This is a genomic window from Paenibacillus sp. S-38, from assembly GCF_049942825.1.
Lineage (GTDB): Bacteria > Bacillota > Bacilli > Paenibacillales > NBRC-103111 > Paenibacillus_G.
In genome coordinates, this window is record NZ_CP187970.1 from 1,285,447 (window position 1) to 1,310,111 (window position 24,665).

The following is a 24,665-nucleotide window of genomic DNA, read 5'->3' on the forward strand; positions in this document are numbered from 1 at the left end:
TTTCCCATCGCCGCCGGGTGGCCGGCGGTGTTACGGATTGACTTTGCCCACGCCGGCGTACTGCGTGACCAGTGCCTTGACGTTATCGACCGCATCCAGTGTGTAGCTGTATGGAGGGGTGAACGTCGTGGTCGAGGTCGTCGGCTGGCTGCCGGTCGAGTTCACGAACTTGTTGCCTACCACATGCCAGTAGCCGATGGCATCGCTGTCGAGGGAAGTGATGGGGTTGCTCACCTTCTCGAAATGGTTATGCTCAATGCGCAGCTTGGCACCCATGCGGGAATTGATGCCGGATTCCAGTATGTTGTAGTAGTAGTCGTTGAAGACATGTCCCGTGCCAAAACGGTAGCTCGGCGTCCGCGAGTTGACGTTCTCCCAGCGGTTGTGGTGGTATGTGATTTTGCGGTCATAGTTGTCGCTGTCGGAGGAGCCGACCAGCGAGGTTTTCCAGCTGTCGTGCAGATAGTTCCAGGAGAAGGTGATGTACTCCGCTCCGGTGCCTTTGGCATCAAGGAGGCCGTCGTAGTAGTCTTTATCGACATTCAGGGAGTTGTAGAGCTCATTGTGGTCGACCCAAATGTTCTTGGCCGGTCCTTCGATCGAGATGGCGTCCTTGTCGCCGGTCCGGACATGGTGGATCTTGAGATTGCGCACGATGACGTTGTTGGCGCGCCAGATCTTGATTCCGATGCCGTTGAACTCGCCGGTGGTTCCCACACCGTAGATCGAGACGTTATTGACGTCCTTGATGTCGATCTTGGACAAGCCCGAGGAGTTTGACGGGGTGATCGTGCCGTTCACGTACACCTTGAGCGGCTTATTCGGATCCTTGGCTTTGATGGCTGCCTGCAGGGCGGCACCCGTGCTGACGGTCACGGTCACGGCGTTCGCGCCTTCTCCGCCGGTTGTACCCCCGTTCAAGGTAGAGAAGCCGACCTGGCTGAAGTTCGGAGCGGCCTGAGCGGGTACGGCCAATACAAGGGCAGCGAGCAGGGCGGCGGTCAGGGAAGCGGTTCCACTTTTCTTCAAAACTTCATTACGCATCATCATTCCTCCATTGAATGTAGTTGGGACGGGTGCGGCACAGCACAAGCATGATGTCGCGGAGCAGCTTGGACTCAGGAGCACCTCCTTCTTGGGCGTCATCTGCAGGGGCGGTGCCGTGTGCGGCAGTTTCCCTGCGCCTCCATCGTAGGCTTACGCAGCGATTTCACGCAATCCTCTGTTTTTAACTTCCTTGTTTTCCTTAATATAACAATGTTGTGACGGTTCAGCGGCCGCCCCCTGTGAGGTATATCACCGCCCCGCACGCCGATTTCTCAGCCACCCCCGCCCAAAAGCCAATCAAATGATTAGCCGGAACCTGGGTATCCGCTCGCTTCGCCGGGAGGAAGTCCAATCGGCCCCTGGCTTGTGATCTGTTTCACATCTTTGTTTTGAGAAGCCGTGTTATATTCTCTTCAACAGACAAGGCGGAAGGGGAGCTGGCCATGGAAAACGGTGCACTGGCAAAGGTAGAGGAGTTGGCCTTGCATAAGTGGGGGATTCTCCGGGACAACCCGATGAAATTCATCCTCCGTTCCATGCTGGCCGCCATGTTCATCGGCTTTGGGGTGATTGTGGCGTTCAAGACGGGCAATTACTTTTATCTCGAGCATTCGCCCTTCGCTTACCCGGTGGCCGCTCTGACGTTCGGCGCCGCGATTATTCTGATCTACTACGGAGGGGGCGACCTTTTCACCGGCAATACGTTCTACTTCTCGCTGGCTTCCATGAGGCGCAGCATCCCCTGGAGGGAAACGCTGCGGATCTGGGGATGCAGCTATGTGGGGAATGCGCTGGGAGCAGCCGCTTTTGCCATGCTGATCCTGGCTACCGGCCTGTATCACGATTCCCATGTGAACGGCTTCCTGCTGAGCGTCGTCGATAAGAAAATGAATACGCCCGCGCTCGAGCTGTTTTTCCGGGCGATCCTGTGCAACTGGCTTGTCTGCATGGCCTTCTTCATTCCGATGAAGCTGCAGGGCGATGGTGCCAAAATGTTCGCGATGATGCTCTTCGTCTTCTGCTTTTTCATCTCGGGTTACGAGCACAGCATCGCCAACATGTGCACCTTCGCGATCGCTCTCGTGCTGAACCATTCGGGGACGATCTCGTGGACGGGTGTCTTCCACAATCTCATCCCGGTCACGCTCGGCAATATGATCGGCGGCGGAGTCATGATGGGTATGCTCTATCATTATATGAACAGCGGAGCCTCATCCGAAGAAGCGGGACGGTAAGTTCCGAAGAAGCAGGGTAGTGAGTTTGAAATGATTATGATGATAAAGGGGTAATGGAGTATGAACCTAACGCCATATTCGAAAAAGACAAGAATCGTCGTGATCGGCACCGGCGCCGTGGGGTCGACAACCGCCTACACGCTGCTGCTCAGGGGGCGGATGGATGAGCTCGTCCTGATCGACGCGAATGCGGAGAAAGCGAAGGGCGACGCGCTCGATATGAACCACGGCATGCCGTTCCTCGGCTATACGGATGTATGGGCGGGTACCTACGAGGACTGCCGCGATGCGGATATCGTGATCATTACGGCCGGCGCGGCCCAGAAGCCGGGGGAGTCGCGCATCGATCTGCTGAAGCGCAACGCGGCGATTCTGGAGAGCATCACGGACCAGGTGCTGAAGTACAACAAGGATGGCATTCTGCTCGTCGCTTCGAATCCGGTGGACGTCATGAGCTATCTCACCTGGAAAAAAACCGGCTGGCCGGCCCACCGTATCATCGGCTCGGGTACGCTGCTCGACAGCGCCCGCTTCCGGTACCTGATCGGCCAGGAGCTGCAGGTGGACCCGCGGAGCGTGCATGCCCATATTGTCGGCGAGCATGGGGATTCGGAGCTCCCGCTGTGGAGCCTCTCCAACATCGCCGGCGGCCAGCTCTCGCTTAGCGATGAGAAGAAGGAAGAGATCTTCACGAATACGCGGGACGCCGCCTACCAAATCATTGAGGCGAAGGGCGCTACGTATTATGCGATTGCTCTGGCGCTCGACCGGATCTGCACGGCCATCCTCCGCAGCGAAGCGGCGGTGCTGAACGTGTCGACGCTGCTCAAGGACTACCACGGCATCTCGGACGTGTACCTCGGTGTACCGTGCGTGGTCGACCGTACCGGCGTCCGTCAGGTCCTGGACCTGCAGATCACGGAGGAGGAGAGGCGGCGCCTGCGGGCGTCGGCCGACAAGCTGAAGGGCGTTCTGGGCTCGATCGGGCTGTAACCTTAGCAAGCTGGGCGATGGGAAGCCTGTCCGTCACCGCTTCTGCATAGAGCAGAAGGTGGTGGCGGGCTTTTTTGTCTCCTTCGTCAATATTTGAAGAAAAGGTTAGAAAGGCATCAGATTCATTATTAGCAAGAGAGTACAAGTAGATATCGGCCCAATGCACTGAATTGGGTATAGACTAAAAAACCATCCCCCAGCCAAGTGCTCTGAGAGATGGCGATAGTAACATAGTAAATAAATTATCTGGTAAAAGAGATTGTATAAGGCTGGGTACCGTACTGGGAAGAATCATGCCCATAGATTTTGAAATAGACAGTATCGCCAGCATAAATAGGAGAAACCCCTACCTGATCACTTAAGCCTACTCCATGATCGTCTCCAACGAAGGAGTACTCATAGTTGTTATATTTAGACATGACATGGGTAAATTCAATGTCATAGTTTCTGGAACCTGGATACAGGGTAATTTCGCCCCAACTTACGTCAGAGCCCGTATTGTTAGTCCAGTAGAAGTAATCAACATCTGTACTGTCGGAGATAGTACCAACGGCTGCAGAATCTATTGGCAGCAGCGTTGCGGTGCTTCTAGAATCAGCGATTCCATCACTTGCGAAAGCGGATTGTGCACCCATCAGAAGAGCGGCTGCCAAGATACTTGTAGAAAATACTTTTTTAAAAATTGTCACGAACATTTCCTCCTAAAATATGTAATATATTACAATTTGATAATATACTATTATTCCAAAAATTACAATAAATTCTATTATTAATAAATTATGTATTGTTTTGTTTTCGATAGATGTGTGAGTAAGTCAGGCATATTGTCGTTTCTTCATGGAGAGAAGGGAGAATGCTTCTTCAGCTGCAATCGATCTTCGAAATCAACGGAATATCCGGAGTCGTGGGGATGACTCCGGTCTTGGAGGACCAGATCCGCGGCAGGGAAATCGAGGCTTACCTCCGGACTACGGAAGGCTCCGGGATGGAGATCGAGAACTACATCATCCTGGATGATGAAGAGGAAATGGGAAGCCTGCGGGGGTGGTTGATCGAAACGGAGTTTCAGACGGGCATTACCGAAGAGATCAAGGAAGAAGCGGTAAGACGATTGTCAGCCTGAGGCAAAATGAAAAAAGCAAACCCAAAAGCCCTAATCCCATTGCTGCGGGAGGAGGGGCTTTTGGGTTTGCCGAGTATGCAGGGACGACGCCAAATGGTGCTAAGCGGACTTCGCTCTACCGCTTCGCCAAGCCTGTGCCGCCCGGCGGAGCAGCAGGGCCAAGCCGACTGAGCCGGCGGCACAGAAAAGAAACGAGAGCACCGTCCGCAAGAGGACGGAGGTGAACGGGGCGGTCAGGTCCGCGGCCCACACGGCGGCCTGGAGCACTAGAGCGTGCGCCAGATAGGCAGTGTAAGAGCAGGAGCCCGTCTGCTTGATGATCCGCTTCAAGCCGGCAGGGGCATGCTGCGCGAAGCGGATGGACAAGGCGTGCATGGCCGCCACGGAAACGATCAAAAACACGGCCATATGCGGCTGGACGAGAAACGTATCATTGTAGCGCATGACAAGCTCCGGCTGAAGCTCGAAGTGCGAGACGATCCGGTACAGGAGGTAGAGGATGACGGCTGCATAGGCGCCGATGATGGCATAGTGCCGCCGTACAATCCACTCCCTCCACCTGGGCAGATACAGTCCGGCCGCCGCCCCAAGCACGAAGTAGTACAGGAAGTACCAGGCGTTGCGGTCCCTGTAATCCCCGAACAGATCCGAGAGGATCGGGATCTGCAGCCCGATCATCGTCTCGTCCACAAGGCTGTGATGCCCTGAATACCAGACATAGAGCACCCCTCCGAGAACGAGCAGGGCTGCGCCGGCGCGGCCTGCCCGGCGGTCCAGCCACAGCACGGCTTTGCGCAGAAGCGGGAAGAAGAGATAGAGCTGGAATGTCATCACAACGTACCAGAGATGGTATGAAGCTTCTCCGGTGAAGAGGAGACGGCTGAACTTCCACAGGCCCTCCCCGGACGTGAAAGCGGCTGCCCCCATGACGATGAATGCATACAGGATGGCCCACGGCAGGTAGGGCAGCAGAATGTCCCTGCTCCGTTTCCGGAGGAAGGGCCCATAGGCCACTCCCGAATCATAATTGTAGAACAGGACCAGGCCTGTGATGAAAATAAACAGGGGCACGGCAAACTTCGCGAGCAGCAGCAGGATGCCGAGCAGGACCCCGTCCGCAAGCTGCAGCTTCGGCTCGAATGCGTAATGGCCGACAACATGCTGCATCACCACGGCGAGGAAGGCAAATCCGCGGAGATAATCGATCTCCTCAATGACAGGCTTTCTTGGGCGCATGGGTTCTCCTTCTTTACGTTAAGCATGCCTTTCATTATAGGGGGTTCGATGTGTTTTTTCACCTCCTGGATTTGGAATCGGCCGTAGAGCCCCAGGATGACGAAGGTTCGTTTATAATGAATGGATAGAGGAATGATTTCATCCTGCAGACATATAGCTTAGAAGCTGCAGTACTATCCGGTTTCATTAAATGGAGGGCTTGAACGTTGATCCCACAGGTAAAAAAGACAAACGAAGACATGACCTTGAAAACGAAGTACCTGATGTACCCGTCTTCGCTGCTCTACGGTCTCTCGATGGCCTTCGGCGTTCCGTATATGTGGAGATATGCCCTGCTGATTCTGCTTACGGTCGTCCTCACCTTTATGATTGATGAACCGATCCGCGGACGGGTCAGGAAGATGGTTACGGTTTTATTATTTCTTTTCTTCGTAGGGACATTGATGGGCCTGGTGCTCATAGCGGGGAAGCTGCTCATCCTTGTCGGGTTGAATGGCTGAGCCCTGCTGAGCCGGAGGTTTACACCGCCTTCCGCTTTCTTATACAATGGGGCATCATCCAAAATAAGGTACATATGGGAAGGCGGCGGGGTTGGCATCCTTGCAGGAAGCAAGGCGGGAACTGTGGAAAAGCGCAGCAGGATTGACCGAGGCGCAGCTCGATGCGCGGATCGGAGAGGGCTGGTCGGTGCTCGGCAACCTCGAGCATCTGTATGCCATGGAGATGTTCGTGGCGGAGGCGCTGCACGGAGTGCTTCAGGCTCCTGCGGGGGCGGCCGTGCCGCCTAAGGTTCTTGCGGGTCTGCTCGACCGTTCCGTCAAATACAATGCCCCGCCCTCCGGCCATCCGTCCGGGCGGCTCGGCAGTGTGGAAGAAGCGAGACAGCGGCTCGGCGAGTCCCTTGCGCAGCTGGAGACTGTCTTCTCGTCGGTGCCGGCTGCCCGGCAGGACAGCGGCTGCTCCATGGCGCATCCGGTCTTCGGGGTTCGGAGCGTGGAGCAGTGGAAAGCTTCTGGCCCTGCATATGCTCGGCCATACGGCCCTGATTGAAGAGATTAAGAGCACCCTGGCTCGGTAGGAGCCGGAGGGGCAGGCGGTGAACGCTCGGCTGTCCAAAACAACAGGCGGAACGCAGCAGCGTTCCGCCTGTTAAGCTTGCCCTGAAAATGATCTGTCCTGGGGGGGCGGGTGGACCGGTCCGGGTTTACCTGCCGCCGGTTCCTCCTCCACCTCCGGCGCCGCCGCCCATACCACCGGCGCCCATACCACCGCCGCCGAGACCGCCGCCCATACCACCAGCGCCCGTACCACCGCCGCCACCGAGGCCGCCACCGCCGAGATCACCGCCGCCGAGACCGCCGCCAAGACCGCCGCCACCAAGACCGCCGCCACCGAGGCCGCCGCCGCCAAGACCGCCGCCACCGAGGCCCCCGCCGCCGAGGCCGCCACCACCGAGACCACCGCCGCCGAGACCGCCGCCGCTGAGACCACCACCGAAGGAAGGCGCGTACTGTAGCTCCTGGTCGAACGTAATGTAGTCAAGGTTCACCATGAGCAGAAGGTAGCGCATTCCTGTCGCCGGGTCACTGATGATGATGTGATCGCGGCCTGCGGCTTCAAGTCTGCCTTTAAAAATCTTCGCGTTCCACTGGGAGTTGTTCTCGTAGGTCATATACAGCGTAGCGATCTTGCCGAGGTTCAGCCTAAGTATGTTCTCGATGTACGACTGCTCGATAGGGAGCTGGCCCGGAACCGAAGGTCCTGTCGGGAGCGAAGGCGCTCCCGGAGCCCCGGGCTGCAGATAGCCGGGCGGGAAGCCTCCACCCGGGAAACCTTGGCCGGAAGGCTGCGCGCCGCCGGGAACGGAAGGGTAGCCGGGATAGCCTATAGGGCCCGAGCCGGTAGGATAGGGGTTGTTGTACATGGTTTGTTGGAACCTCCTCAGGACTCGCAGCTTGACGCTGCTTAAGTGGAATGCATGACACGGCCGGACAGTGTTGCAGGAAGCTTGAAGCGGCCGTTTGGAACTCTTCGCCGGCAATCGTTAGGATTACTGCGGTAGGCACACGATTCATTCTATGAGGTGCGCCCAGAATTCTTGACTGGGGGGAGATTGATTTTTTTGAGGGCGGTTCACCGTTTCGCGGTACTAGGGGAAGTTAGTACTTACGGCGGCATTCGAATTTCTTACAATAAAGATAAGAATGTCGAATGGAATGGTGAGAGATGCGGGCATTGGTGACCGGAGGAACCGGGTTCCTTGGAGGACGTCTGGCGGAACGGCTGGCCATGCTGGGGTGGGATGTGACCGCAGCAGGGCGGCTGGAGGAGAGAGGGCGCAGGCTGCAGAAGCGGGGGATTCGTTTTATCAAGATGGATTTGGGTGACAGGGTGCGGACCGGAGCCGCCTGTGCAGGGATGGATGCCGTCTTTCACTGTGCGGCACGGACTTCGCTCTGGGGGCCCTTCCGCGAATTCTATGACACGAATGTCAAGGGGACTCGGCATCTGCTGCGGGGATGTCTGCGGCATGATGTGGGTCGGCTGGTTCATGTCTCTACGGCGGGAGTGTACTTCGACTACACGGACCGGCTGGGAGTGGCCGAAAGCAGTCCGCTGCCCGCCCGGATGGCGAACGCTTATCTGCAGACGAAGCGGCTCGCGGAGCTGGAGGTGGAAGCGGCGGGCCGGCTCGGCCTGCCTGTGGTAACGATCCGGCCGCAGCTCATCGCGGGAGAAGGGGGAGGGGCACTGTTGACCAGGCTGCTCCGGACGAATGCCCGTATGGGACTGCCGCTGATTAACGGCGGGCAGGCGGTCGTCGACTACTCCTTCGTTGACAATGTGGTCGACGCACTGCTGCTCTGCCAGGCGGCACCGTCATCGGCGCTCGGACGGGTTTACAATATCTCGAACGGGGAGGCGGCCCGCCTGGCTCAGCTGCTGCCGCGGGTATTCGGCACCTTGGGCGAGATACTGAAGACCAGACCGCTCTCTTACAAGGCGGCATACGGATTGGCCGCAGCAATGGAAGCGGCCTCCACGCTGCGGGGCGGGCGGCCGGAGCCGCTGCTCACCCGCTATATGGTCGGTGTCCTGGGGCGCAGCCAGACGCTGGACATCCGGGCGGCCCGGGATGAGCTGGGCTATGAACCGCGTATTGCCGCGGCGGAGGGGCTGGCCCGGCTGGCTGCCTCCTGGCAGGGAGCTTGACGGACAGCGAAGGAAGGGGGCTGGAGATACAGGACGGAGACTGGCGATACATCCCGTGAGGAGCTGTGCCGGCCTCCTGACGGGGCACATGACAGACGGGTTGGGGCATAGGGGGCCTGGCGGATCACGCTGCTGAAGAGGCGGCCCGCTGGATTCCTTTTTCCGCAAGTGACACCATGGGGAGAGCGGGAATGAAATCGAGGGGCTGGTCCGGCTGGCAAGTATACCCAAGCAGGGCGCAGGATAGATCATCGGTAAGAGCTTAATGGGCCTGGATCCAACGTGCTGAATGTGCAGCCTGCTGGAATCCTTTTTTCGCATGTGACACAATACGGAATATGGGAATGAGAGTGAGGGGGCGCTGGCATGAGAAGCGGCGGGTCAGAAGTAGACGGGCCGGGCGGCAGGAGCCGGGTGGCACTGGTAACAGGAGCTTCGAGCGGCTTAGGGCTGCGTATTGCGGCAGCGTTGGTCTCCGAGGGCTACCGGGTCATTGCGGGGATGCGTGACTTGTCTAAGCAAGAGAGTCTGCTGGAGGCAGCCCGCCGGGCAGGAGCGGAGGAACGGGTGGACTGCAGGAAGCTCGACGTCTGCGACGAAGATGCGGTGCGGCGCACCGTGCGGGAGGTGGCCGAAGACTACGGCCGTATAGACGTCCTGGTGAATAACGCGGGATTCGCGGTCGGCGGCTATACGGAGGACATTCCGATGGAGGCCTGGCGGGCCCAGTTCGAGACCAACTTCTTTGGGCTTGTGGCCCTGACGCGGGCGGTTCTGCCGGTAATGAGGGAACAGAGGAACGGCTGCATTATGAATATCTCCTCGATTAGCGGTCGGGCCGGCTTCCCGGGATACGGGCCTTGTGCCGCATCGAAATTCGCTGTGGAGGGGTTCAGCGAAGCGTTGAGGCTGGAGATGCAGCCGTATGGTGTGGATGTAGTGCTGCTCGAACCGGGAGCATACCGTACCGAGATCTGGCGCAAGGGCTTTGAAGGCATCCATACCCCGGAAGGATCGCCTTACCACGGCGAGCTCCAATCGGTGCTGCGCTATTCGCAGCGGACCGCCGAGACCGCGCCCGATCCTCAGGAGGTTGCGGATGCGGTACTCCGCATCCTACGCCATCCGCGGCCTAAGCTGCGGTATCCGCTCGGCAGGGGGGTGGCGCTCTCGCTGCTGGGGCGGTCACTGCTGCCTTGGCGCTGGTACGAGCGTATCGTGCGGCGGATGCTGAGATGAGGGCCGCGAAGGCGGCGGGTAGGCGGCCCAGCCGAGGAGCAGGCTGCGCAGACGTAGGCGGTCACTGCTGTCGTGGCGTTGGTACGAGCGCATCGTGCAGCGGATGCTGTGGTAAGGGCCGCGAAGGCGGCAGGTAGGCGGACCAGCCGGGGAGCAGGCTGCGCAGATGTGGGCGTTCACTGCTGCCGTGGCCTTGGTACGAGCGTATCGTGCGGCGGATGCTGAGATGAGAGCCGCGAAGGCGGCATGTAGGCGGCCCAGACGAGGAGCAGGCTGCGCAGACGCGGGCGGTCACTGCTGCCTTGGCGCTGGGACGAGCGCATCGTGCAGCGGATGCTGTGGTAAGGGCGGGGAGGGCGGCTGGCTGACAGGGTGGAGAAGATGGTGTCGGGATTGCGGCCGGACCAGGGCAGTGGTAGTCAGAAGGAAGCAGCAAACGCCGCAGTGCAAACGCCGATAGTCCCCACCCCATAATTGTGGGTGGGTTTAGCCGACCCCAAGGTGAGGCCTAGCAGATTCAGCGCCTCCGTACAGTCCCGTCGGGAGGAAAAGTGAGAATAACGGAACTCAGATGCTCTATGTTTGGCAAAAGGAGGGGCATATTTGAAATAGAGGAACTGAAGAGAGTGTCGATTAATTACATCCTCTCGCACACTGCTAATGGTATAATGTGTTTATTGTGAGAGGAGGCGGCTCGGTTGAAGCAGGTGCGGTACAAACAATTAGATCAGATGTCATTTGCCGATTTGGAGGTATATTCGGTCTTGCCCGAGCATCCGGTCTGGAGTCGTGCAGCCGAACTGCTCGACTTCAGTTTCGCCGATGAAATCTGTGCACCGCTCTACTCCACACGTGGGCCAAGGCCGTATGCCCCCTCCCTGAAGCTGAAACTGCATATTGTGCAGCGTTATTACAATTTATCGGACCGTGAGATGGAAGAACGCGTGATCGGCGATTTGTTCATCAAACGGTTTTTGGGTTTGCCTGTAAGCTTTATTGGATTCGATCACAGCACGATCGGGCTGGACCGGGAACGAATGGGTTCTGCGCTGTTCGACGCCTGCCACCATCATATTCTAGCCCAAGCGAAGCAAAAGGGGCTGTGGGGCGACAATGAGGACGTCTGGCTGATCGATTCATTTCATACGAACGGACATATTGCTCGTTTGTCCGCTTACCGGCTTATTAAGCAAGCGATTCTTCGGGTAGTCAATCATCTCAAACGTGCCCACCCCGCACTGTACCGGCAGCTTGGACGCGAATTGGACCTGCAGCCCTTGACTCAAAAGCTGCCTGCAAAAGCCAATCCGGAAGACATTGCCGCTTCGTTCAGCCGGTTGGTTGTGCTTGCTTACGGACTGCTGCATTGGTTTGAAAAGGAAGCCGTACGTGCAGTGTTTTGGTCCTGGAAGAACCGTGATCGGCAGCTGACTTCCCTGGAGAGACAAGCGATTCTATTCCGCATTCTAACCGAGAATACCTTGCCCGGTGACCCGGAGGACCCGAATGATCCCGATCGGGCCTACCGCAAACGCCCGCGCAAAGAACGTCCTGCGAACCAACTGCTCAGCAGCATGGACCCCGATGCGCGAGTGAGCAAGAAACGTTCGATCACTTACAGAGGGGACAAAATCCAAGTCATCATGTCTGCCGCCAACGACATGGTGCTCCTGGCCGAGCCCGTCGCGGGCAATGAGACCGACGCACACCGCTTGCAGGAACTGCTGAAGGCAGTACAGCAGAAGCATGATGTGAAGCCTCACTCTGTCGTAGCGGACTCCGCATACGGCCGTGGTTACCACCGCCGCCATTTGAAAACCGAGGGGATTACATTTGCGGCACCTCTTCAGGCTGTGGGCGATAACTCTACGGGCTTGTACTCGAACGAAAAGTTTACTTATGATTCGAAAGGTGAGGCTGTAACTTGTCCCGCAGGACAAGTTACCCAGAAGAAAAACTACAATCGCCACCTTGAAGGAACGCAGTACAGTTTTCCAAAGCAAGTCTGCCATACCTGCAGCCTTCGGGAGCAGTGCACAACAAGTGTGCAGGGGCGGACCGTGTTCATTAGCGACTATTACAACGAATTTCAAGAGGCCAAGACATTCAATAAGACTGAAGAAGCTAAAAAACTCTTCCAAAAGCGCAATGCGATCGAACGCAAGAATAACGAGTTGAAAAACCATAACGGCCTCGGGCACGCCCGTACTTACACAAGAGAGAGACGCCGCGTGTACGTGAAAGTCGTAAGCATGGTAGTCAACCTCAAACAACTCGTAAAACAAAGAAATCCACTGACCTTGGGGTTCGTTAGAAAACGTCCCCCTTGTTTGGTGCTGCCCGTTTTACAGGTTCAATGAAGCCAGTAAGTGGCAAAAGGCACCAAATGGGCGGTCGTATAAACCTCTATACCTCATTATTCTGCCGATTTTCCATTCTTGCAGATGAGGGAGCCATACGTGGGAGAATAAATCGACACTCTCCTGAAGTTCGCTATTTCAGGGGATACCCCTGTATTTTGACTGGAGGGAGACTAATAAGGCATCTGAGTTCCTCTATTTTCTGGGAAATGCCGGGAAATAAGGCGATAAGGCATCTTGGTTCCGCTATTTATGGGATGCCGTGCTGAGGTGGATGGATCCTATCCGCTCCGCTCGCTTTCAGTCTGGCGAAGCCTCGCATGGAGCCTGAGGTGAGCCGGAACAAAGAGAGCAATGCCTGCAAGCCTGCTTCGAGCATTGTGCGATAGGGACGGAACGGGCTAATGCCCTACGAGTCTCTGCATCGGACTCCAGCCCCGGGCCAATACAAAAAGAAAGCGCAAACCCCAAGGGTCTGCGCTTTCTTTTTGCCGGCCGTGAAGCCTGCTGCGGTCGGCCGTCGGCACCGGGGCGACAGTGCATCCGCCCACAACCGTGCTTGCTGACCGGTTACCCTGTACGGCCTGAGCCCAATGTACCCGCGTACAAGAGGGAAGGCCGGGACTTAGAAATTGAAGTTGTCCGGATCCGGTCCGAAGCGTTTGTTCTGGTTGAGGCCGTCGATCCGGGTCATATCCTCATCGGAGAGCTCGAAGTCGAAGACCGACGCATTCTCTTCGATCCGGTGCTTCTTCACGGATTTCGGGATCGTGGCGATGCCGTGCTGCAGATCCCAGCGGAGGATGACCTGGGCCGGCGATTTGCCGTACTTCTCGGCGATCTCGGCCAGCAGCGGCACGTCCAGGTTTCCCTGCATCAGCGGGCTCCAGGCCTGCAGCTGGATGTTGTGCTGGCGGCAGAAGGCGCGCAGCTCCGTCTGCTGGAGGAGCGGGTGGAACTCGACCTGGTTCACGGTCGGCACTACGCCGCTGTCGTCAATGATGTCCTGCAGGTGATGCGGCTGGAAGTTGCTTACGCCGATCGAACGGACATGCCCCTGCTTTTTCAGCTCGATGAGCGCTTTCCAGGTATCTTTATATTTTCCTTTCACCGGCCAGTGGATCAGCAGCAGGTCGACGACCTCCAGGCCCAGCTTCTTGCGGCTCTCCTCGAAAGCCTTGAGGGTGGAGTCGTAGCCTTGATCCCCGTTCCAGATCTTGGTCGTTACGAACAGCAGGTCCCGCGGAATGCTGCTGTCGCGGATGGCCTGGCCTACGCCTTCCTCGTTCTTGTAAGCTGCGGCCGTGTCGATGAGACGGTAGCCGGTTTCAATCGCACTTGTGACCGCCAGGGTGACTTCGTCGCCCTTGGTTTGCCAAACGCCCAGTCCGAGCCAAGGCATATGTACGCCGTCATGCAGGAGTGTTCTATCGCCGATTTGCTGATAGGTTGTCATGAATACTTGTCCCTCCCTGAGAATCGAATAAAGGTGCACAGCGAACGTGCGGCTCCTTCACCGTTCATTTTAGCACAGCGGAAGAAGCCATTGAAAATCGCAGAACATTATGGACCATTACCCCGCTGGGAGCCTGCTGAATCAGCGGCAGCGAGGGAGTAGTACAGGATACGCCGGTCAGAGGCCCCATCAACAAAAAAAGGCCCGCAGGGCCAAAAAGCCCTGCAGGTTAGACCGCCAGATGCCGGCGCACCTGGTCTTCGCTGAGCTCGGACGAGCTGCCCTCGGCCACGATGACACCTTTATCGAGCACGTAATAATAGTCCGCGATCGAGGTGGCGAACGACAGGCTCTGCTCGATGAGCAGGACGGACATCGTCCGGGTCGCCTTGATCGACTCGATGACGCGCTCGATATCCTGCACGATGGACGGCTGGATGCCTTCCATCGGCTCATCGAGCAGGAGCAGCTTCGGCTCCGAGACAAGCGCCCGGGCGATGGAGAGCTGCTGCTGCTGGCCGCCGCTGAGGTCGCCGCCCTTGCGGCGGATCATCTCCTTCAGCACGGGGAACTTGTCGAACACGTGCTGGGGAATACCCGCCCGGCGCAGCCTGGCGTCCGCCGCCTCCAGGCCGAGCAGCAGGTTCTCCTCCACTGTCAGCTGCGGGAAGACGTCCCGGCCCTGCGGCACATAGCCGATACCCGCCTTGGCCCGGCGGTCCGGCGGCTGCTTTGTGTAGTTCTGTCCGCCGTAAGCGATCGTGCCGCGCTTCGGCTTGATGAGGCCCATCACGGTTTTCATCAGCGTCGACTTGCCTACGCCGTTGCGCCCCATGAGGCAGACGACCTGGCCTGGCTTCACGGTCAGGGAGACGTCACGCAGAATCATGCTCTCTCCGTAGCCGGCCTCCAGATGCTGCAGCTCCAAGCTGCCGCCTGGTTGGGATCCCGCACCAGCAGCTCTTTGTACGTGGGGTTCCCTCACTATACTCTCGGTCCTTGTACTTTCCATCACGCTGCCAGTCATCCTGCCATCCGTCATGCTGCTCTCCACCCTTCCACTTTCCGCCATCCCGCTCCCCGTCGTTCTGCTCTCAGTCATTGCGCTCGCCCCGCCTTCCCAGGTACACTTCCGCCACGCGGTCGTCGTTCTGCACTTCCGCCATCGTTCCTTCGCACAGCACGGTGCCTTCATGCATCACCGTCACGGTCTTCGCGAACTGTCGGACAAAATCCATATCATGCTCCACCACCACCACGGTCTGCTTGTCGGAGATGCGGTGCAGCAGCTCGCCTGTCTTCTCGGTCTCGCTGTCGGTCATGCCGGCGGCCGGCTCGTCGAGCAGGAGCAGCTCCGGCTCCTGGATGAGCAGCATGCCGATCTCGAGCCACTGCTTCTCCCCATGGGAGAGGGAGCCGGCTTTTTCCTTCGCCTTGCCGGTGAGCCCGATCATCTCGAGATAGTGGTGCAGGCGCTCCCGCTGCTCCGGGGTCGTCTTGGCGACCAGCGTGCTGAGGAGGCCGCGCTTCTGCCGCATGGAGAGAAGCAGGTTCTCCTGGACGGTCAGTGTGACGAAGATGGAAGGGGCCTGGAACTTGCGGCCGATGCCCAGCTGGGCAATCTGATGCTCCTGGTGCCGGGCGAGATCGGTCTGCTCCTTGAACAGCACTTTGCCCTGCGACGGTTTGACCTTGCCGCACAGAACATCGAGCAGCGTCGTCTTGCCTGCCCCGTTGGGTCCGATGAGAAAGCGGAGCTCGCCGGCCGAGAGGGCGAAGTCAAGACCGCGGATGGCCTTGAAGCCGTCAAAATTCACCTCGAGCTTCTCTACGCGGACGATCGGCTCGGATACGTTTTTCCGTGGTGATGTTTCATTATACTGCATAGCCATCTGCCTTCCTCCTTTTTCGGGGTTCCCGGGGTTGGGGATGCGGTCCGTGAATCACGGCGCGGGCTACAAGCGGCTTCGCCTGCCTGCCTTAAAGCGGAGCCGCTACTGCGGCTTGGACGGCTCGCTGTAGGCCAGCGCCTTGGCTCCGATCAGCTCGGTGCTTCGGGTACGGCCTGCTCGCCACTTGTCCGCGAGCTCTTGAAGCGTGCCGACAATGCCTTTGGGGAAAAAGAGCGTCACGACGACAAACAGCGCGCCCATCAGGAACGGCCAGAACTCGGGATACGCTTCACTGAACGTCGTCTTCGCGGCGTTCGTGACGACCGTGCCGATGATGGCTCCGATGACGGTGGCCCGGCCGCCGATGGCGACCCACAGCACCATCTCGATCGACGGTACGATGCCCATCTGAGCGGGGGAGATGATCCCTTCCTGCAGGACGAACAAGATGCCGGCCAGGCCGGCGAGCCCGGCGGATACGCAGTAGATGAACACTTTATAGGCTACCGGGTTGTAGCCGATGAAGCGGACACGGTTCTCCGCGTCGCGCACGGCAACCAGAATTTTGCCGAGCCGGCTTGAAGCGAGCCAGAGGGACAGCAGCAGAGTCAGGCCGACTGCTGCAATCGTGATGTAATAGAGCAGGAGCTTCACGGAAGGATCGCCGAGCTTCAGGCCGAGGAACGTATCGAAGTTCGTGAGCCCGTTCGTGCCGCCGGTGTAGCCCTGCTGCCCGACGAACAGCGTGACCGTGATGATCACGAGCGCCTGGGACAAGATGGAGAAAAAGGTTCCTCGGATCCGGTTGCGGAACGTCAGGTAGCCGAGGGCGAACGCGACGATGACCGGTACGAGGATGGCGAGCAGCAGGGCGGCGCCGGCCGACTGAAACGGGGCCCAGAACCAGGGGAGCTGCTCCACACCGCTCCACGACATGAAGTCGGGCAGGCCGTCCGGAGAGGCGGCGAGCTTCAGGTGCATCGCCATACAGTAGGCGCCGAGCCCGAAGTAGACGCCGTGACCGAGGCTCAGGATGCCGGTGTACCCCCAGATGAGATCCAGTCCCATGGCCAGCACGGCGAAGGAGAGGAACTTGCCGAGCAGGGAGAGCCGGAATTCGGACAGCAGCATCGGGGCGAGCAGCATCAGGGCCAGCAGCACCACGCTGAGGATGAGTTTGGTCTTGGTGCCGGAACTTTGCAGCAGCATGAAGTCAGCACTCCTTCCTTTTATCAAAATGTGGGGTTCTTAATCGAGGGCACGCGATTTCATGGTAACGAGGCCTGCAGGCCGCCACTGGAGAAAGGCGATGATCAGCGTGAAGACGATCACCTTGGCCAGCGTGGCGCTCGTCGTGTATTCGAAGGCGGTGCTGAGTACTCCGATGCCGAGCGCACCCGCGACCGTGCCGATCAGCTTGCCTACGCCGCCGAGCACGACGACCATGAACGCGTCGACGATGTAATAGGTACCGATCGAGGGGCCGATCGGACCGAGCAGCGTCAGGGCGCAGCCGGCGATGCCGGCCATCCCGGAGCCAAGCGCGAAGCCCAGGGCGTCGACGCGGCCGGTGGAGATGCCGAGGCAGGCGGCCATGCCGCGGTTCTGCATCACGGCCTGCATGCTGCGTCCGCCGCGCGTGTGGTAGAGGTAGAGATAGATCGCGGTGATGCAGACGATGACCAGCGCGATAATGAACAACCGCTTATACGGCAGGGTCAGCTCGGCCGTGATTGCGAGTCCTCCTTCGAGCCATTCGGGCGCCTTCACGGCGACGTTCGGCGCTCCGAAGATCGTGCGTGCCAGCTGCTGCAGCACCAGGGAGACGCCCCAGGTGGCGAGCAGGCTGTCGAGCGGCCGCCCGTAGAGGAAGCGGATCAGCGTCTTCTCGAGCAGCCATCCGATGGCGGCGGCCACAAGGAAAGCCACCACGAGCGAGAGAGCAAAATAGTAGCCGAACGCCGAAGCGGGCAGCATCTTTTGGAAGAGCCCCTGGATCATATAGGTCATGTAGGCGCCGATCATGATGAACTCGCCGTGCGCCATGTTAATGACATTCATCAGGCCGAAGGTGATGGCGAGGCCCAGGGCGATCAAGAGCAGGATGGAGCTGAGCGAGATGCCGTTGAACAGCTGAAGCAGGAGCAGGCTCATGGGGCAGTGCCTCCTTAAGTATCGATTCGATCCTCTTCAAGAGAGGGAAAACCGAGGGACTGCCCGGAGGCAGCCCCTGATCTCTCTTTGAGCGGCTTTTGCTGCTGTTTGATGTTCTTTTGCTGTGGCTTGGTGTTCTTATAATGAAGCTTCATTTTTTGATTGTAAGCGTTACTTCTTGGTGACTTCCGCCCCCCAAGGGTAGGTCTTCAGGAACGGATCCGGCTTCACCGGCTGCCCGGAATTCCACACTTCCTTGAACTGGCCGTCCCCCTGGACCTCACCGATGCGGACCGTTTTGTACACATGCTGGTTCTCGCCGTCGATCTTGACCTTGCCGCCCGGCGCGTTCCATTCGATGCCCTTCGCGGCTTCCTTCACCTTGTCGACCTCGAAGGAGCCGGCCTTCTTGACCGCTTCCGCCCACAGATAGACGCCGAAGTAGCCTGCTTCGATCGGGTCGTCGGTGACGCGGTCCTTGCCGTACTTGGCCTTGTAGGCCTCGACGAACTTTTTGTTCTCCGGCGTGTCGGTCGTCTGGAAGTAGTTCCAGGCTGCGTAGTGGCCTTCGAGCACGGAAGCGCCAATGCCGCGGATTTCTTCCTCGGCCACCGATACGGAGAGGGTCGTGAGATCCTTGGAGGTGATGCCCGCGTCCTTCAGCTGCTTGAAGAACGCTACGTTGCTGTCGCCGTTGAGCGTATTGAACACGACGTCCGGCTTCTCCTTCTTGATCTTCGAAATGATCGTATTGTAATCCGTATGGCCAAGCGGTGTATATTCTTCTGCAATCAGCGTGCCGCCTTCGGCCTTCAGCTGTTCTTTGATGATCTTGTTCGCCGTTCTTGGGAAGACGTAGTCGGAGCCCAGAAGGAAGAACTTCTTGCCCTTGTTCTCGAGCAGCCAGGTGACGGCCGGAACGATCTGCTGGTTGGTCGTCGCGCCGGTATAGAAGATGTTCGGCGAAGATTCCAGACCTTCATACTGCACCGGGTAGAAAAAGAGGCCCTTGTTCTGCTCGACGACCGGGAGAACCGCCTTGCGGCTCGCGGAAGTCCAGCCGCCGAAGATAACCACGGCTTTGTCCTTCTGCAGCAGCTTCTTCGTCTTCTCGGCGAAAGTCGGCCAGTCTGAAGCGCCGTCTTCGACGATCGGCTTGATCTGCTTGCCGAGCACGCCGCCCGCCTTGTTGATTTCCTCGATCGCCATCAGTGTGGCGTCGCGCACGGAGACCTCACTGATGGACATGGTGCCGGTCAGGGAGTGAAGTACGCCGACCGGGACGGTATCTCCGCCTGCGGCAGCCGTCTCCGTCTTGGTTTCGGCTGCCGTGCCGGAGCCGGTTGTGGCGGCAGGCTTGGTGGCGCAGCCGGCCAGCATCGCCGAGAGCGACAAGCTGACGGCCAGTAGTGCGGTGAGTCCTCTTTTTCTAGATTTCATCGATTCCACTCCCCCATAATGTTTGGTGTCTCCATGTGAAGCTGCGTACCGTGTTGTGGAAAAGTTAGGAAGCCTTGCTTTTCACATGCCCTACTATAGGGGAATGAAACCTATGTGTCAATATAGTTAACACAAATTGTTTGTGATTCGTTAATTATGTTTTTTTGCTGTTCTTATTGAAATGTCGGTGTGACAAATTACCAAAATACGGGATAAATACGGATTATATTCGTTTATGCATGTAATAAAAAATTACATAAAAGGTTTACAACATCGGGAATCGCGAATATAATAGGGATACAGAAACGTGAATATTCGTGTTTGAGAGCAGGGTCTTCCTAAAGAATGAAGCGTGAAAACGGAGGTCTGACATGTACCTGACAGAGAGGGAGAAGGAAAAGCTGTTGATTACGGTGGCCGCCGATCTTGCCCGCCGCCGGCTGGCGCGGGGCGTGAAGCTCAACTATCCGGAGAGTGTGGCGCTGATCACCTCGGAGATTATGGAAGGGGCCCGCGACGGCCAGACGGTGGCGGAGCTGATGCACTTTGGTACGACGGTGCTTACTGCCGAGCAGGTGATGGAAGGCGTGCCGGAGATGATTCATGAAGTGCAGGTGGAGGCGACATTTCCCGACGGAACGAAGCTTGTCACGGTGCACCAGCCGATCCGTGCGGGAGCCGCGGCAGGCAGCCCATCTTCTATAGAATAAACTTTATGTAAGTTTAAGTGACATTACTACATATTCCGGGGAAATCCCGGCGCAGGAAGGGAGCGGTCTTTTATGATTCCAGGAGAATTCCGGGTAAAGGCAGGCAGCATTGAACTGAACGCTGGCAAGGAGAAATCGGATCTCGTCATTGTGAATACGGGGGACCGTCCGATTCAGGTAGGATCACATTATCATTTTTTTGAAACGAATCGTGCCCTGCAGTTCGACCGGGAGTCCTCGTTCGGCATGCGACTCGACATCCCGGCAGGAACGGCCGTCCGCTTTGAGCCGGGCGAGGAGAAGCCGGTGAAGCTGGTGGAGCTTGGAGGGGACCGGCTGTCCTATGGCCTCAACAACCTCTCCAAAGGCAGGGTGCGCCGGGGGCAGCTCAGTGAGCCGGTCCGCATCCGGCTGACCGAATGGGAGGAGGGTATGTAGGTGGCACACATGGACCGCAAGGCCTATGCCCTCACTTTCGGACCGACGACGGGGGACGCTGTCCGTCTTGCCGATACCGAGCTGTGGGCGGAGATCGAGGAAGACCGCACCGTCTACGGGGATGAGTGCAAATTCGGCGGAGGCAAGGTCATCCGGGACGGGATGGGCCAATCCAGCCGGCATACCCGGGACCAGGGTGTGATCGACACTCTGATCACCAACGCGGTCATTATCGACCACAGCGGAATCATCAAGGCGGATATCGGCATCAAGGACGGGGTGATCGTCGGGATCGGCAAGGCGGGCAATCCCGATATTATGGACGGCGTGGATCCGAACATGGTGGTCGGCGCTTCGACGGAAGTCATTGCCGGGGAAGGCAAGATCATAACGGCCGGCGGCATCGACTCGCATATCCATTATATATGTCCGCAGCAGATCGAGACGGCGCTCTCTTCGGGGGTCACCACGATGATCGGCGGCGGTACGGGACCTGCAGCCGGGACGAGCGCGACGACCTGCACGCCGGGAGCCTGGCACATGCGCCGCATGCTGGAGGCGGCCGAAGCGTTCCCGATGAATCTCGGCTTCACCGGCAAGGGGAATGCCGCGTTCCCGGGCCCGCTCGAGGAGCAGGTGGAAGCGGGGGCGATCGGCCTGAAGCTCCACGAAGACTGGGGGACGACGCCGGCGGCGATCGACACCTGCCTGGCGGTAGCCGACAAGTACGATGTGCAGGTGGCGATCCATACGGACACGCTGAACGAATCCGGCTTCGTGGAAGATACGATCCGGGCGATCGGCGGCCGGACGATTCATACCTACCATACGGAGGGAGCCGGAGGCGGGCATGCGCCGGACATTATCCGCATTGCTTCGGAGCTCAATGTGCTTCCTTCCTCGACGAATCCGACGCGTCCCTATACGGTTAATACGGTCGAAGAGCATCTCGACATGCTGATGGTCTGCCATCATCTCGACAGCCGAATTCCGGAGGACGTCGCCTTCGCGGATTCGCGGATCCGCCCGGAGACGATCGCCGCGGAAGACATTCTGCACGATCTCGGCGTGTTCTCCATGATCTCTTCGGACTCCCAGGCGATGGGCCGGGTGGGCGAAGTGATCACGAGGACGTGGCAGACGGCGGACAAGATGAAGAAGCAGCGCGGTTACCTGCCGGCTCCGGACGAAAGCCCGGAAGCGGCACACACGGACAACGACAACTACCGGATCAAACGGTATGTGGCCAAATATACGATCAACCCGGCGATCACCCATGGGGTGTCCCACCTAGTGGGCTCTGTCGAGGTTGGCAAGCTGGCTGACCTCGTCGTATGGACCCCGGCCTTCTTCGGCGTCAAGCCCGACATGGTGCTCAAGGGCGGGATCATCGCGTTCGCCCAGATGGGCGATCCGAACGCCTCCATCCCTACGCCGCAGCCGGTATTCGGCCGCCCGATGTTCGGTGCTTTCGGCCGCGCGCTGAACCACTGCATTACCTTCGTGTCGCAGGCGGCTTACGACAAGGGAGTCCACCTGGAGCTCGGCCTGCAGAAGCGGATCGAGCCGGTGAAAGGCTGCCGGAGCGTCACGAAGAAGGATATGATCCATAACGGAGAAACCCCGTCGATCGAGGTGAACCCCGAAACCTATGAAGTGAAGGTGGACGGGAAGCCGGTTACCTGTGAGCCCGCCGACGTGCTGCCGATGGCGCAGCGTTACTTTTTATTCTAATGGAAGAAGATCATGGAGACAGAGGAGGCGGAGGCATGAGGCATCACGAAGGCTTCTCCTGGCTGGCCTATACGCAGCTTCTGGATTCGGCGCTCCCCATCGGCGGCTTCTCGCACTCGTTCGGCCTCGAGACGCTCGTGCAGGAAGGACGGCTCGAGCGGCCGGAGCAGCTTCGGGAATATATTGAAGCAATGCTGCTCCACAGCTGGGCTCCGGTCGATGCGCTGGCGGTCAAGGCCGTCTACCGGTATGCTCCCGAGCAGCGCTGGGAGGAACTGTGGCGGGTGGACTGCACGCAGCATGTGCAGCGTGCGGCGAGCGAGACGCGCGAAGGGGTGGCCAAGATGGGCCGGAGGCTGTACCAGCTCGCGAGGTCCGTGTACCCGGACCTCGGCTGGGAGCCCCTGGCCGGCGCACTGGCCAGGCGCGAATGCATCGGCACGCACCCGCTTATTCACAGCTGGCTCTCCTATGGGCTGGGCGTACCGCTGACCCAGGCGGCCGAAGGGTACCTCTACACCTGCACGATGACCTGCATCAACAGCGGGCTGCGGCTGATGTCGCTGGGGCAGACGGAAGGGCAGCGGCTGCTGGCCGCCCTGCTTCCTTCCATCTCTGCCGCCTGGCAGGGGGCAGCTGAGCTCGATCCGCTTGAGGACGGTTATGCGAGCAGTCCCCAAGCGGAGATTGCCATGATGCGGCATGAGGGGCTGTATTCGCGGTTGTTCATGTCCTGACGGTGGTTGGAATCAACTTGATTAATTTACTTACATATTAAAAATAGGGATTCTTAGGAGGGTTTACTATGTGCCAAGGCAGCAATCATCATCACCACGGTTGGGAAACTCCGGAAGGACGCCGGCAGGAGCGCCCGATGCGCATTGGGATCGGGGGCCCGGTCGGCTCAGGCAAGACCGCGCTGGTGGAGCGCCTTGCCCGCAAGCTGACCGGCAAGTACAGCATCGCGGTGATCACCAACGATATCTACACGAAGGAAGATGCGAATATCCTCATCCGCTCCGAAGCGCTTCCGGCGGACCGGATTATCGGCGTGGAGACCGGCGGCTGCCCGCATACGGCCATCCGCGAGGACGCTTCGATGAACTTTGAAGCGATCGAAGAGCTCGAAGGCCGCTTCAGCAACCTGGACATCATCTTCATCGAAAGCGGCGGCGACAACCTCGCGGCGGCGTTCAGCCCCGAGCTCGTGGACCGCTTCATCTATATTATCGATGTGGCGCAGGGGGAGAAGATTCCCCGCAAGGGAGGACCGGGCATCATGCGTTCCGACATGCTCATCATCAACAAGATCGATCTGGCTCCGCACGTCGGCGCTTCCCTGAAGGTCATGGAAGAAGATACGGTGAAGATGAGGGGCAGCAAGCCGTACGTGTTCTCCAACCTGTTCGATGGCCAGGGACTGGATGACATCGTACGCTGGGTGGAGCACGAATACAGCCATGCCTAAGGTCACAGGCTCCGTCGACGCCGCACTCTCGCGGGCGGGCGGAGCCACGCAGCTGCTCTCCCATGCCCAATCGTATCCGCTGAAGATCGCCAAGACCTTCCCCTTCCCCGATGACCTGCTGGGGGTATACGTCATGGATGCTTCGCCGGGGATGATGGCAGGGGATACCTACGAGCTGCAGTGGCGTTTTGCGGAGGGGGCCCGCGCCTTCATCACCAACCAGTCCTATACGAAGGTGCACCCTTCCCGCACGGCGCCGGACGAAGCTTGGCGGCCGAGCACCCAGGTCCAGCGGCTCACGCTCGAGACCGGCAGCTATGTCGAGTACATGCCGGAGCCGTTGATGCTCTATGCCGAGGCCGCCCTCGACGCCGAGACCAGCGTCAGGATGGAACCGGGCTCCGCGCTGTTCCTGAGCGAGATCGTCTGTCCAGGCCGTCTGCACCGGGGTGAATCCTTCCAGTATGAGCGGTATGCCAACCGGATGACGGTGCATTACGGCGGGGAGCTGGTGTTCAGCGGCCGGATGCGGGTGGAGCCGCGGGGGACGGCTCCGGTATCGGTCTCCCGGTGGGATGGGCACACGCACTTCGGGAACTTGAATTTGTTCTCGGACCGGCTCGAGGCCCGCCATGCCGAAGAACTGCGCCTCCTTCTGGAGGAGCGGTTCTCGGATGCGCCCGGGCTGTACTTCGGCAGCTCCCTGACCTATAAGCACGGCCTTGCGGTGCAGGTGCTGGGGCGGCGGGTATACGAGATGCAGGAGCTGCTCGATTGCGCGTGGGGGTTTCTCCGCCGCGTCGTCTTCGGGCTCGATCCACTTCGGGTGCCGAAGTGAGCGGACTCATGTATAGCTGCAGCTGCAGTACCCCACCCCGAACAAAAGTAGGGTCATACGATCAGACCGTCCGGACAGCCGGGCGGTTT

25 protein-coding genes are annotated in these 24,665 nt (G+C 58.8%); 14 read left to right on the forward strand and 11 right to left on the reverse strand.

Going from position 1 to position 24,665, the window contains the following annotated elements; translation table 11 throughout:
* Positions 1–30: 30 nt before the first annotated feature.
* Positions 31–1,044 (reverse strand): pectate lyase family protein, encoded by a 1,014-nt coding sequence (locus ACP26L_RS06135; protein WP_426451653.1) that lies wholly within the window; start codon positions 1,042–1,044, stop codon positions 31–33.
* A gap of 446 nt (positions 1,045–1,490) precedes the next feature.
* Between ACP26L_RS06135 and ACP26L_RS06140 the strand changes: the two genes are divergently transcribed.
* The gene (locus ACP26L_RS06140) at positions 1,491–2,282 is read left to right on the forward strand and encodes a formate/nitrite transporter family protein (RefSeq protein WP_426451655.1); all 792 of its coding nucleotides are present in this window, start codon (positions 1,491–1,493) and stop codon (positions 2,280–2,282) included.
* Between the two features lie 60 nt (positions 2,283–2,342).
* Positions 2,343–3,275 (forward strand): L-lactate dehydrogenase, encoded by a 933-nt coding sequence (locus ACP26L_RS06145; protein WP_426451657.1) that lies wholly within the window; start codon positions 2,343–2,345, stop codon positions 3,273–3,275.
* 242 nt (positions 3,276–3,517) lie between these two features.
* On the opposite strand, the gene ACP26L_RS06150 is transcribed toward ACP26L_RS06145, so the two are convergent.
* Positions 3,518–3,964 (reverse strand): hypothetical protein, encoded by a 447-nt coding sequence (locus ACP26L_RS06150; protein ID WP_426451659.1) that lies wholly within the window; start codon positions 3,962–3,964, stop codon positions 3,518–3,520.
* A gap of 134 nt (positions 3,965–4,098) precedes the next feature.
* Here ACP26L_RS06150 and ACP26L_RS06155 point away from each other — a divergent pair, with 134 nt between their 5' ends.
* Entirely contained in the window at positions 4,099–4,398 is a 300-nt protein-coding gene (locus ACP26L_RS06155; protein ID WP_426454830.1) for an HAD domain-containing protein, read from the forward strand.
* A 99-nt stretch (positions 4,399–4,497) separates the two neighbouring features.
* Here the strand turns inward: ACP26L_RS06155 and ACP26L_RS06160 are convergent, their stop codons facing one another.
* Positions 4,498–5,634, reverse strand: a complete 1,137-nt coding sequence (locus ACP26L_RS06160; protein ID WP_426451661.1) for an acyltransferase — start codon at positions 5,632–5,634, stop codon at positions 4,498–4,500.
* A gap of 206 nt (positions 5,635–5,840) precedes the next feature.
* Between ACP26L_RS06160 and ACP26L_RS06165 the strand changes: the two genes are divergently transcribed.
* Positions 5,841–6,134 (forward strand): hypothetical protein, encoded by a 294-nt coding sequence (locus tag ACP26L_RS06165; protein ID WP_426451663.1) that lies wholly within the window; start codon positions 5,841–5,843, stop codon positions 6,132–6,134.
* A gap of 91 nt (positions 6,135–6,225) precedes the next feature.
* Positions 6,226–6,684: a DinB family protein gene (locus tag ACP26L_RS06170; protein WP_426451665.1), complete on the forward strand. Its 459-nt coding sequence runs from the start codon at positions 6,226–6,228 to the stop codon at positions 6,682–6,684.
* A gap of 154 nt (positions 6,685–6,838) precedes the next feature.
* Here the strand turns inward: ACP26L_RS06170 and gerQ are convergent, their stop codons facing one another.
* Positions 6,839–7,558, reverse strand: a complete 720-nt coding sequence (gene gerQ / locus ACP26L_RS06175; protein ID WP_426451666.1) for a spore coat protein GerQ — start codon at positions 7,556–7,558, stop codon at positions 6,839–6,841.
* 302 nt (positions 7,559–7,860) lie between these two features.
* Here gerQ and ACP26L_RS06180 point away from each other — a divergent pair, with 302 nt between their 5' ends.
* The 3 genes from ACP26L_RS06180 (at position 7,861) to ACP26L_RS06190 (ending at position 12,446) form a co-directional block, all read left to right on the forward strand.
* Positions 7,861–8,847, forward strand: coding sequence for an NAD-dependent epimerase/dehydratase family protein (locus ACP26L_RS06180; RefSeq protein WP_426451668.1), 987 nt, complete (start codon positions 7,861–7,863; stop codon positions 8,845–8,847).
* A gap of 366 nt (positions 8,848–9,213) precedes the next feature.
* Positions 9,214–10,086 carry an SDR family oxidoreductase gene (locus ACP26L_RS06185; protein ID WP_426451669.1) on the forward strand — a complete coding sequence of 291 codons (873 nt, stop codon included), beginning with the start codon at positions 9,214–9,216 and terminating at the stop codon, positions 10,084–10,086.
* Positions 10,087–10,793: 707 nt separating this feature from the next.
* On the forward strand, positions 10,794–12,446 hold the full coding sequence (locus ACP26L_RS06190) for a transposase (protein ID WP_426454832.1): 1,653 nt from the start codon (positions 10,794–10,796) through the stop codon (positions 12,444–12,446).
* A gap of 625 nt (positions 12,447–13,071) precedes the next feature.
* Here the strand turns inward: ACP26L_RS06190 and ACP26L_RS06195 are convergent.
* The 7 genes from ACP26L_RS06195 to urtA form a co-directional block, all read right to left on the reverse strand.
* Positions 13,072–13,902 carry an aldo/keto reductase gene (locus ACP26L_RS06195; RefSeq protein WP_426451670.1) on the reverse strand — a complete coding sequence of 277 codons (831 nt, stop codon included), beginning with the start codon at positions 13,900–13,902 and terminating at the stop codon, positions 13,072–13,074.
* A 229-nt stretch (positions 13,903–14,131) separates the two neighbouring features.
* Complete coding sequence (urtE, locus tag ACP26L_RS06200) at positions 14,132–14,917, reverse strand: urea ABC transporter ATP-binding subunit UrtE (protein ID WP_426454834.1); 786 nt, start codon at positions 14,915–14,917, stop codon at positions 14,132–14,134.
* Positions 14,918–14,996: 79 nt separating this feature from the next.
* Positions 14,997–15,794 carry an urea ABC transporter ATP-binding protein UrtD gene (gene urtD / locus ACP26L_RS06205; protein WP_426451671.1) on the reverse strand — a complete coding sequence of 266 codons (798 nt, stop codon included), beginning with the start codon at positions 15,792–15,794 and terminating at the stop codon, positions 14,997–14,999.
* Between the two features lie 102 nt (positions 15,795–15,896).
* Positions 15,897–17,003: an urea ABC transporter permease subunit UrtC gene (gene urtC, locus ACP26L_RS06210; RefSeq protein WP_426451673.1), complete on the reverse strand. Its 1,107-nt coding sequence runs from the start codon at positions 17,001–17,003 to the stop codon at positions 15,897–15,899.
* Between the two features lie 39 nt (positions 17,004–17,042).
* A complete protein-coding gene (gene urtB / locus ACP26L_RS06215) occupies positions 17,043–17,948 on the reverse strand; it encodes an urea ABC transporter permease subunit UrtB (RefSeq protein ID WP_426451674.1) in 906 nt (301 codons plus the stop codon).
* 14 nt (positions 17,949–17,962) lie between these two features.
* Complete coding sequence (locus ACP26L_RS06220) at positions 17,963–18,103, reverse strand: hypothetical protein (RefSeq protein ID WP_426451675.1); 141 nt, start codon at positions 18,101–18,103, stop codon at positions 17,963–17,965.
* A gap of 16 nt (positions 18,104–18,119) precedes the next feature.
* Complete coding sequence (gene urtA / locus ACP26L_RS06225; protein ID WP_426451677.1) at positions 18,120–19,388, reverse strand: urea ABC transporter substrate-binding protein; 1,269 nt, start codon at positions 19,386–19,388, stop codon at positions 18,120–18,122.
* Between the two features lie 371 nt (positions 19,389–19,759).
* On the opposite strand from urtA, the gene ACP26L_RS06230 reads away from it, so the two are divergent.
* The 6 genes from ACP26L_RS06230 (at position 19,760) to ACP26L_RS06255 (ending at position 24,576) form a co-directional block, all read left to right on the forward strand.
* Positions 19,760–20,098, forward strand: a complete 339-nt coding sequence (locus ACP26L_RS06230) for an urease subunit gamma (protein ID WP_426451679.1) — start codon at positions 19,760–19,762, stop codon at positions 20,096–20,098.
* A gap of 72 nt (positions 20,099–20,170) precedes the next feature.
* Positions 20,171–20,536, forward strand: a complete 366-nt coding sequence (locus ACP26L_RS06235) for an urease subunit beta (protein WP_426451681.1) — start codon at positions 20,171–20,173, stop codon at positions 20,534–20,536.
* A 9-nt stretch (positions 20,537–20,545) separates the two neighbouring features.
* Complete coding sequence (gene ureC, locus ACP26L_RS06240; RefSeq protein WP_426454836.1) at positions 20,546–22,270, forward strand: urease subunit alpha; 1,725 nt, start codon at positions 20,546–20,548, stop codon at positions 22,268–22,270.
* A 35-nt stretch (positions 22,271–22,305) separates the two neighbouring features.
* Complete coding sequence (locus ACP26L_RS06245; protein ID WP_426451682.1) at positions 22,306–23,007, forward strand: urease accessory protein UreF; 702 nt, start codon at positions 22,306–22,308, stop codon at positions 23,005–23,007.
* A 68-nt stretch (positions 23,008–23,075) separates the two neighbouring features.
* Complete coding sequence (gene ureG, locus ACP26L_RS06250) at positions 23,076–23,738, forward strand: urease accessory protein UreG (protein ID WP_426451683.1); 663 nt, start codon at positions 23,076–23,078, stop codon at positions 23,736–23,738.
* Complete coding sequence (locus ACP26L_RS06255) at positions 23,731–24,576, forward strand: urease accessory protein UreD (protein ID WP_426451684.1); 846 nt, start codon at positions 23,731–23,733, stop codon at positions 24,574–24,576. The genes ureG and ACP26L_RS06255 overlap by 8 nt, the downstream gene beginning before the upstream one ends.
* Positions 24,577–24,665: the final 89 nt, after the last annotated feature.

What these genes read in the sequence shown, in the direction of transcription:
- ACP26L_RS06135 (WP_426451653.1), bottom strand. Translation starts at nt 1,044, where the DNA reads ATGCGTAATGAAGTTTTGAAGAAAAGTGGAACCGCTTCCCTGACCGCC.
- ACP26L_RS06140 (WP_426451655.1), top strand. Translation starts at nt 1,491, where the DNA reads ATGGAAAACGGTGCACTGGCAAAGGTAGAGGAGTTGGCCTTGCATAAG.
- ACP26L_RS06145 (WP_426451657.1), top strand. Translation starts at nt 2,343, where the DNA reads ATGAACCTAACGCCATATTCGAAAAAGACAAGAATCGTCGTGATCGGC.
- ACP26L_RS06160 (WP_426451661.1), bottom strand. Translation starts at nt 5,634, where the DNA reads ATGCGCCCAAGAAAGCCTGTCATTGAGGAGATCGATTATCTCCGCGGA.
- gerQ (WP_426451666.1), bottom strand. Translation starts at nt 7,558, where the DNA reads ATGTACAACAACCCCTATCCTACCGGCTCGGGCCCTATAGGCTATCCC.
- ACP26L_RS06180 (WP_426451668.1), top strand. Translation starts at nt 7,861, where the DNA reads ATGCGGGCATTGGTGACCGGAGGAACCGGGTTCCTTGGAGGACGTCTG.
- ACP26L_RS06185 (WP_426451669.1), top strand. Translation starts at nt 9,214, where the DNA reads ATGAGAAGCGGCGGGTCAGAAGTAGACGGGCCGGGCGGCAGGAGCCGG.
- ACP26L_RS06195 (WP_426451670.1), bottom strand. Translation starts at nt 13,902, where the DNA reads ATGACAACCTATCAGCAAATCGGCGATAGAACACTCCTGCATGACGGC.
- urtD (WP_426451671.1), bottom strand. Translation starts at nt 15,794, where the DNA reads ATGGCTATGCAGTATAATGAAACATCACCACGGAAAAACGTATCCGAG.
- urtC (WP_426451673.1), bottom strand. Translation starts at nt 17,003, where the DNA reads ATGCTGCTGCAAAGTTCCGGCACCAAGACCAAACTCATCCTCAGCGTG.
- urtB (WP_426451674.1), bottom strand. Translation starts at nt 17,948, where the DNA reads ATGAGCCTGCTCCTGCTTCAGCTGTTCAACGGCATCTCGCTCAGCTCC.
- ACP26L_RS06220 (WP_426451675.1), bottom strand. Translation starts at nt 18,103, where the DNA reads ATGAAGCTTCATTATAAGAACACCAAGCCACAGCAAAAGAACATCAAA.
- urtA (WP_426451677.1), bottom strand. Translation starts at nt 19,388, where the DNA reads ATGAAATCTAGAAAAAGAGGACTCACCGCACTACTGGCCGTCAGCTTG.
- ACP26L_RS06230 (WP_426451679.1), top strand. Translation starts at nt 19,760, where the DNA reads ATGTACCTGACAGAGAGGGAGAAGGAAAAGCTGTTGATTACGGTGGCC.
- ACP26L_RS06235 (WP_426451681.1), top strand. Translation starts at nt 20,171, where the DNA reads ATGATTCCAGGAGAATTCCGGGTAAAGGCAGGCAGCATTGAACTGAAC.
- ureC (WP_426454836.1), top strand. Translation starts at nt 20,546, where the DNA reads ATGGACCGCAAGGCCTATGCCCTCACTTTCGGACCGACGACGGGGGAC.
- ACP26L_RS06245 (WP_426451682.1), top strand. Translation starts at nt 22,306, where the DNA reads ATGAGGCATCACGAAGGCTTCTCCTGGCTGGCCTATACGCAGCTTCTG.
- ureG (WP_426451683.1), top strand. Translation starts at nt 23,076, where the DNA reads ATGTGCCAAGGCAGCAATCATCATCACCACGGTTGGGAAACTCCGGAA.
- ACP26L_RS06255 (WP_426451684.1), top strand. Translation starts at nt 23,731, where the DNA reads ATGCCTAAGGTCACAGGCTCCGTCGACGCCGCACTCTCGCGGGCGGGC.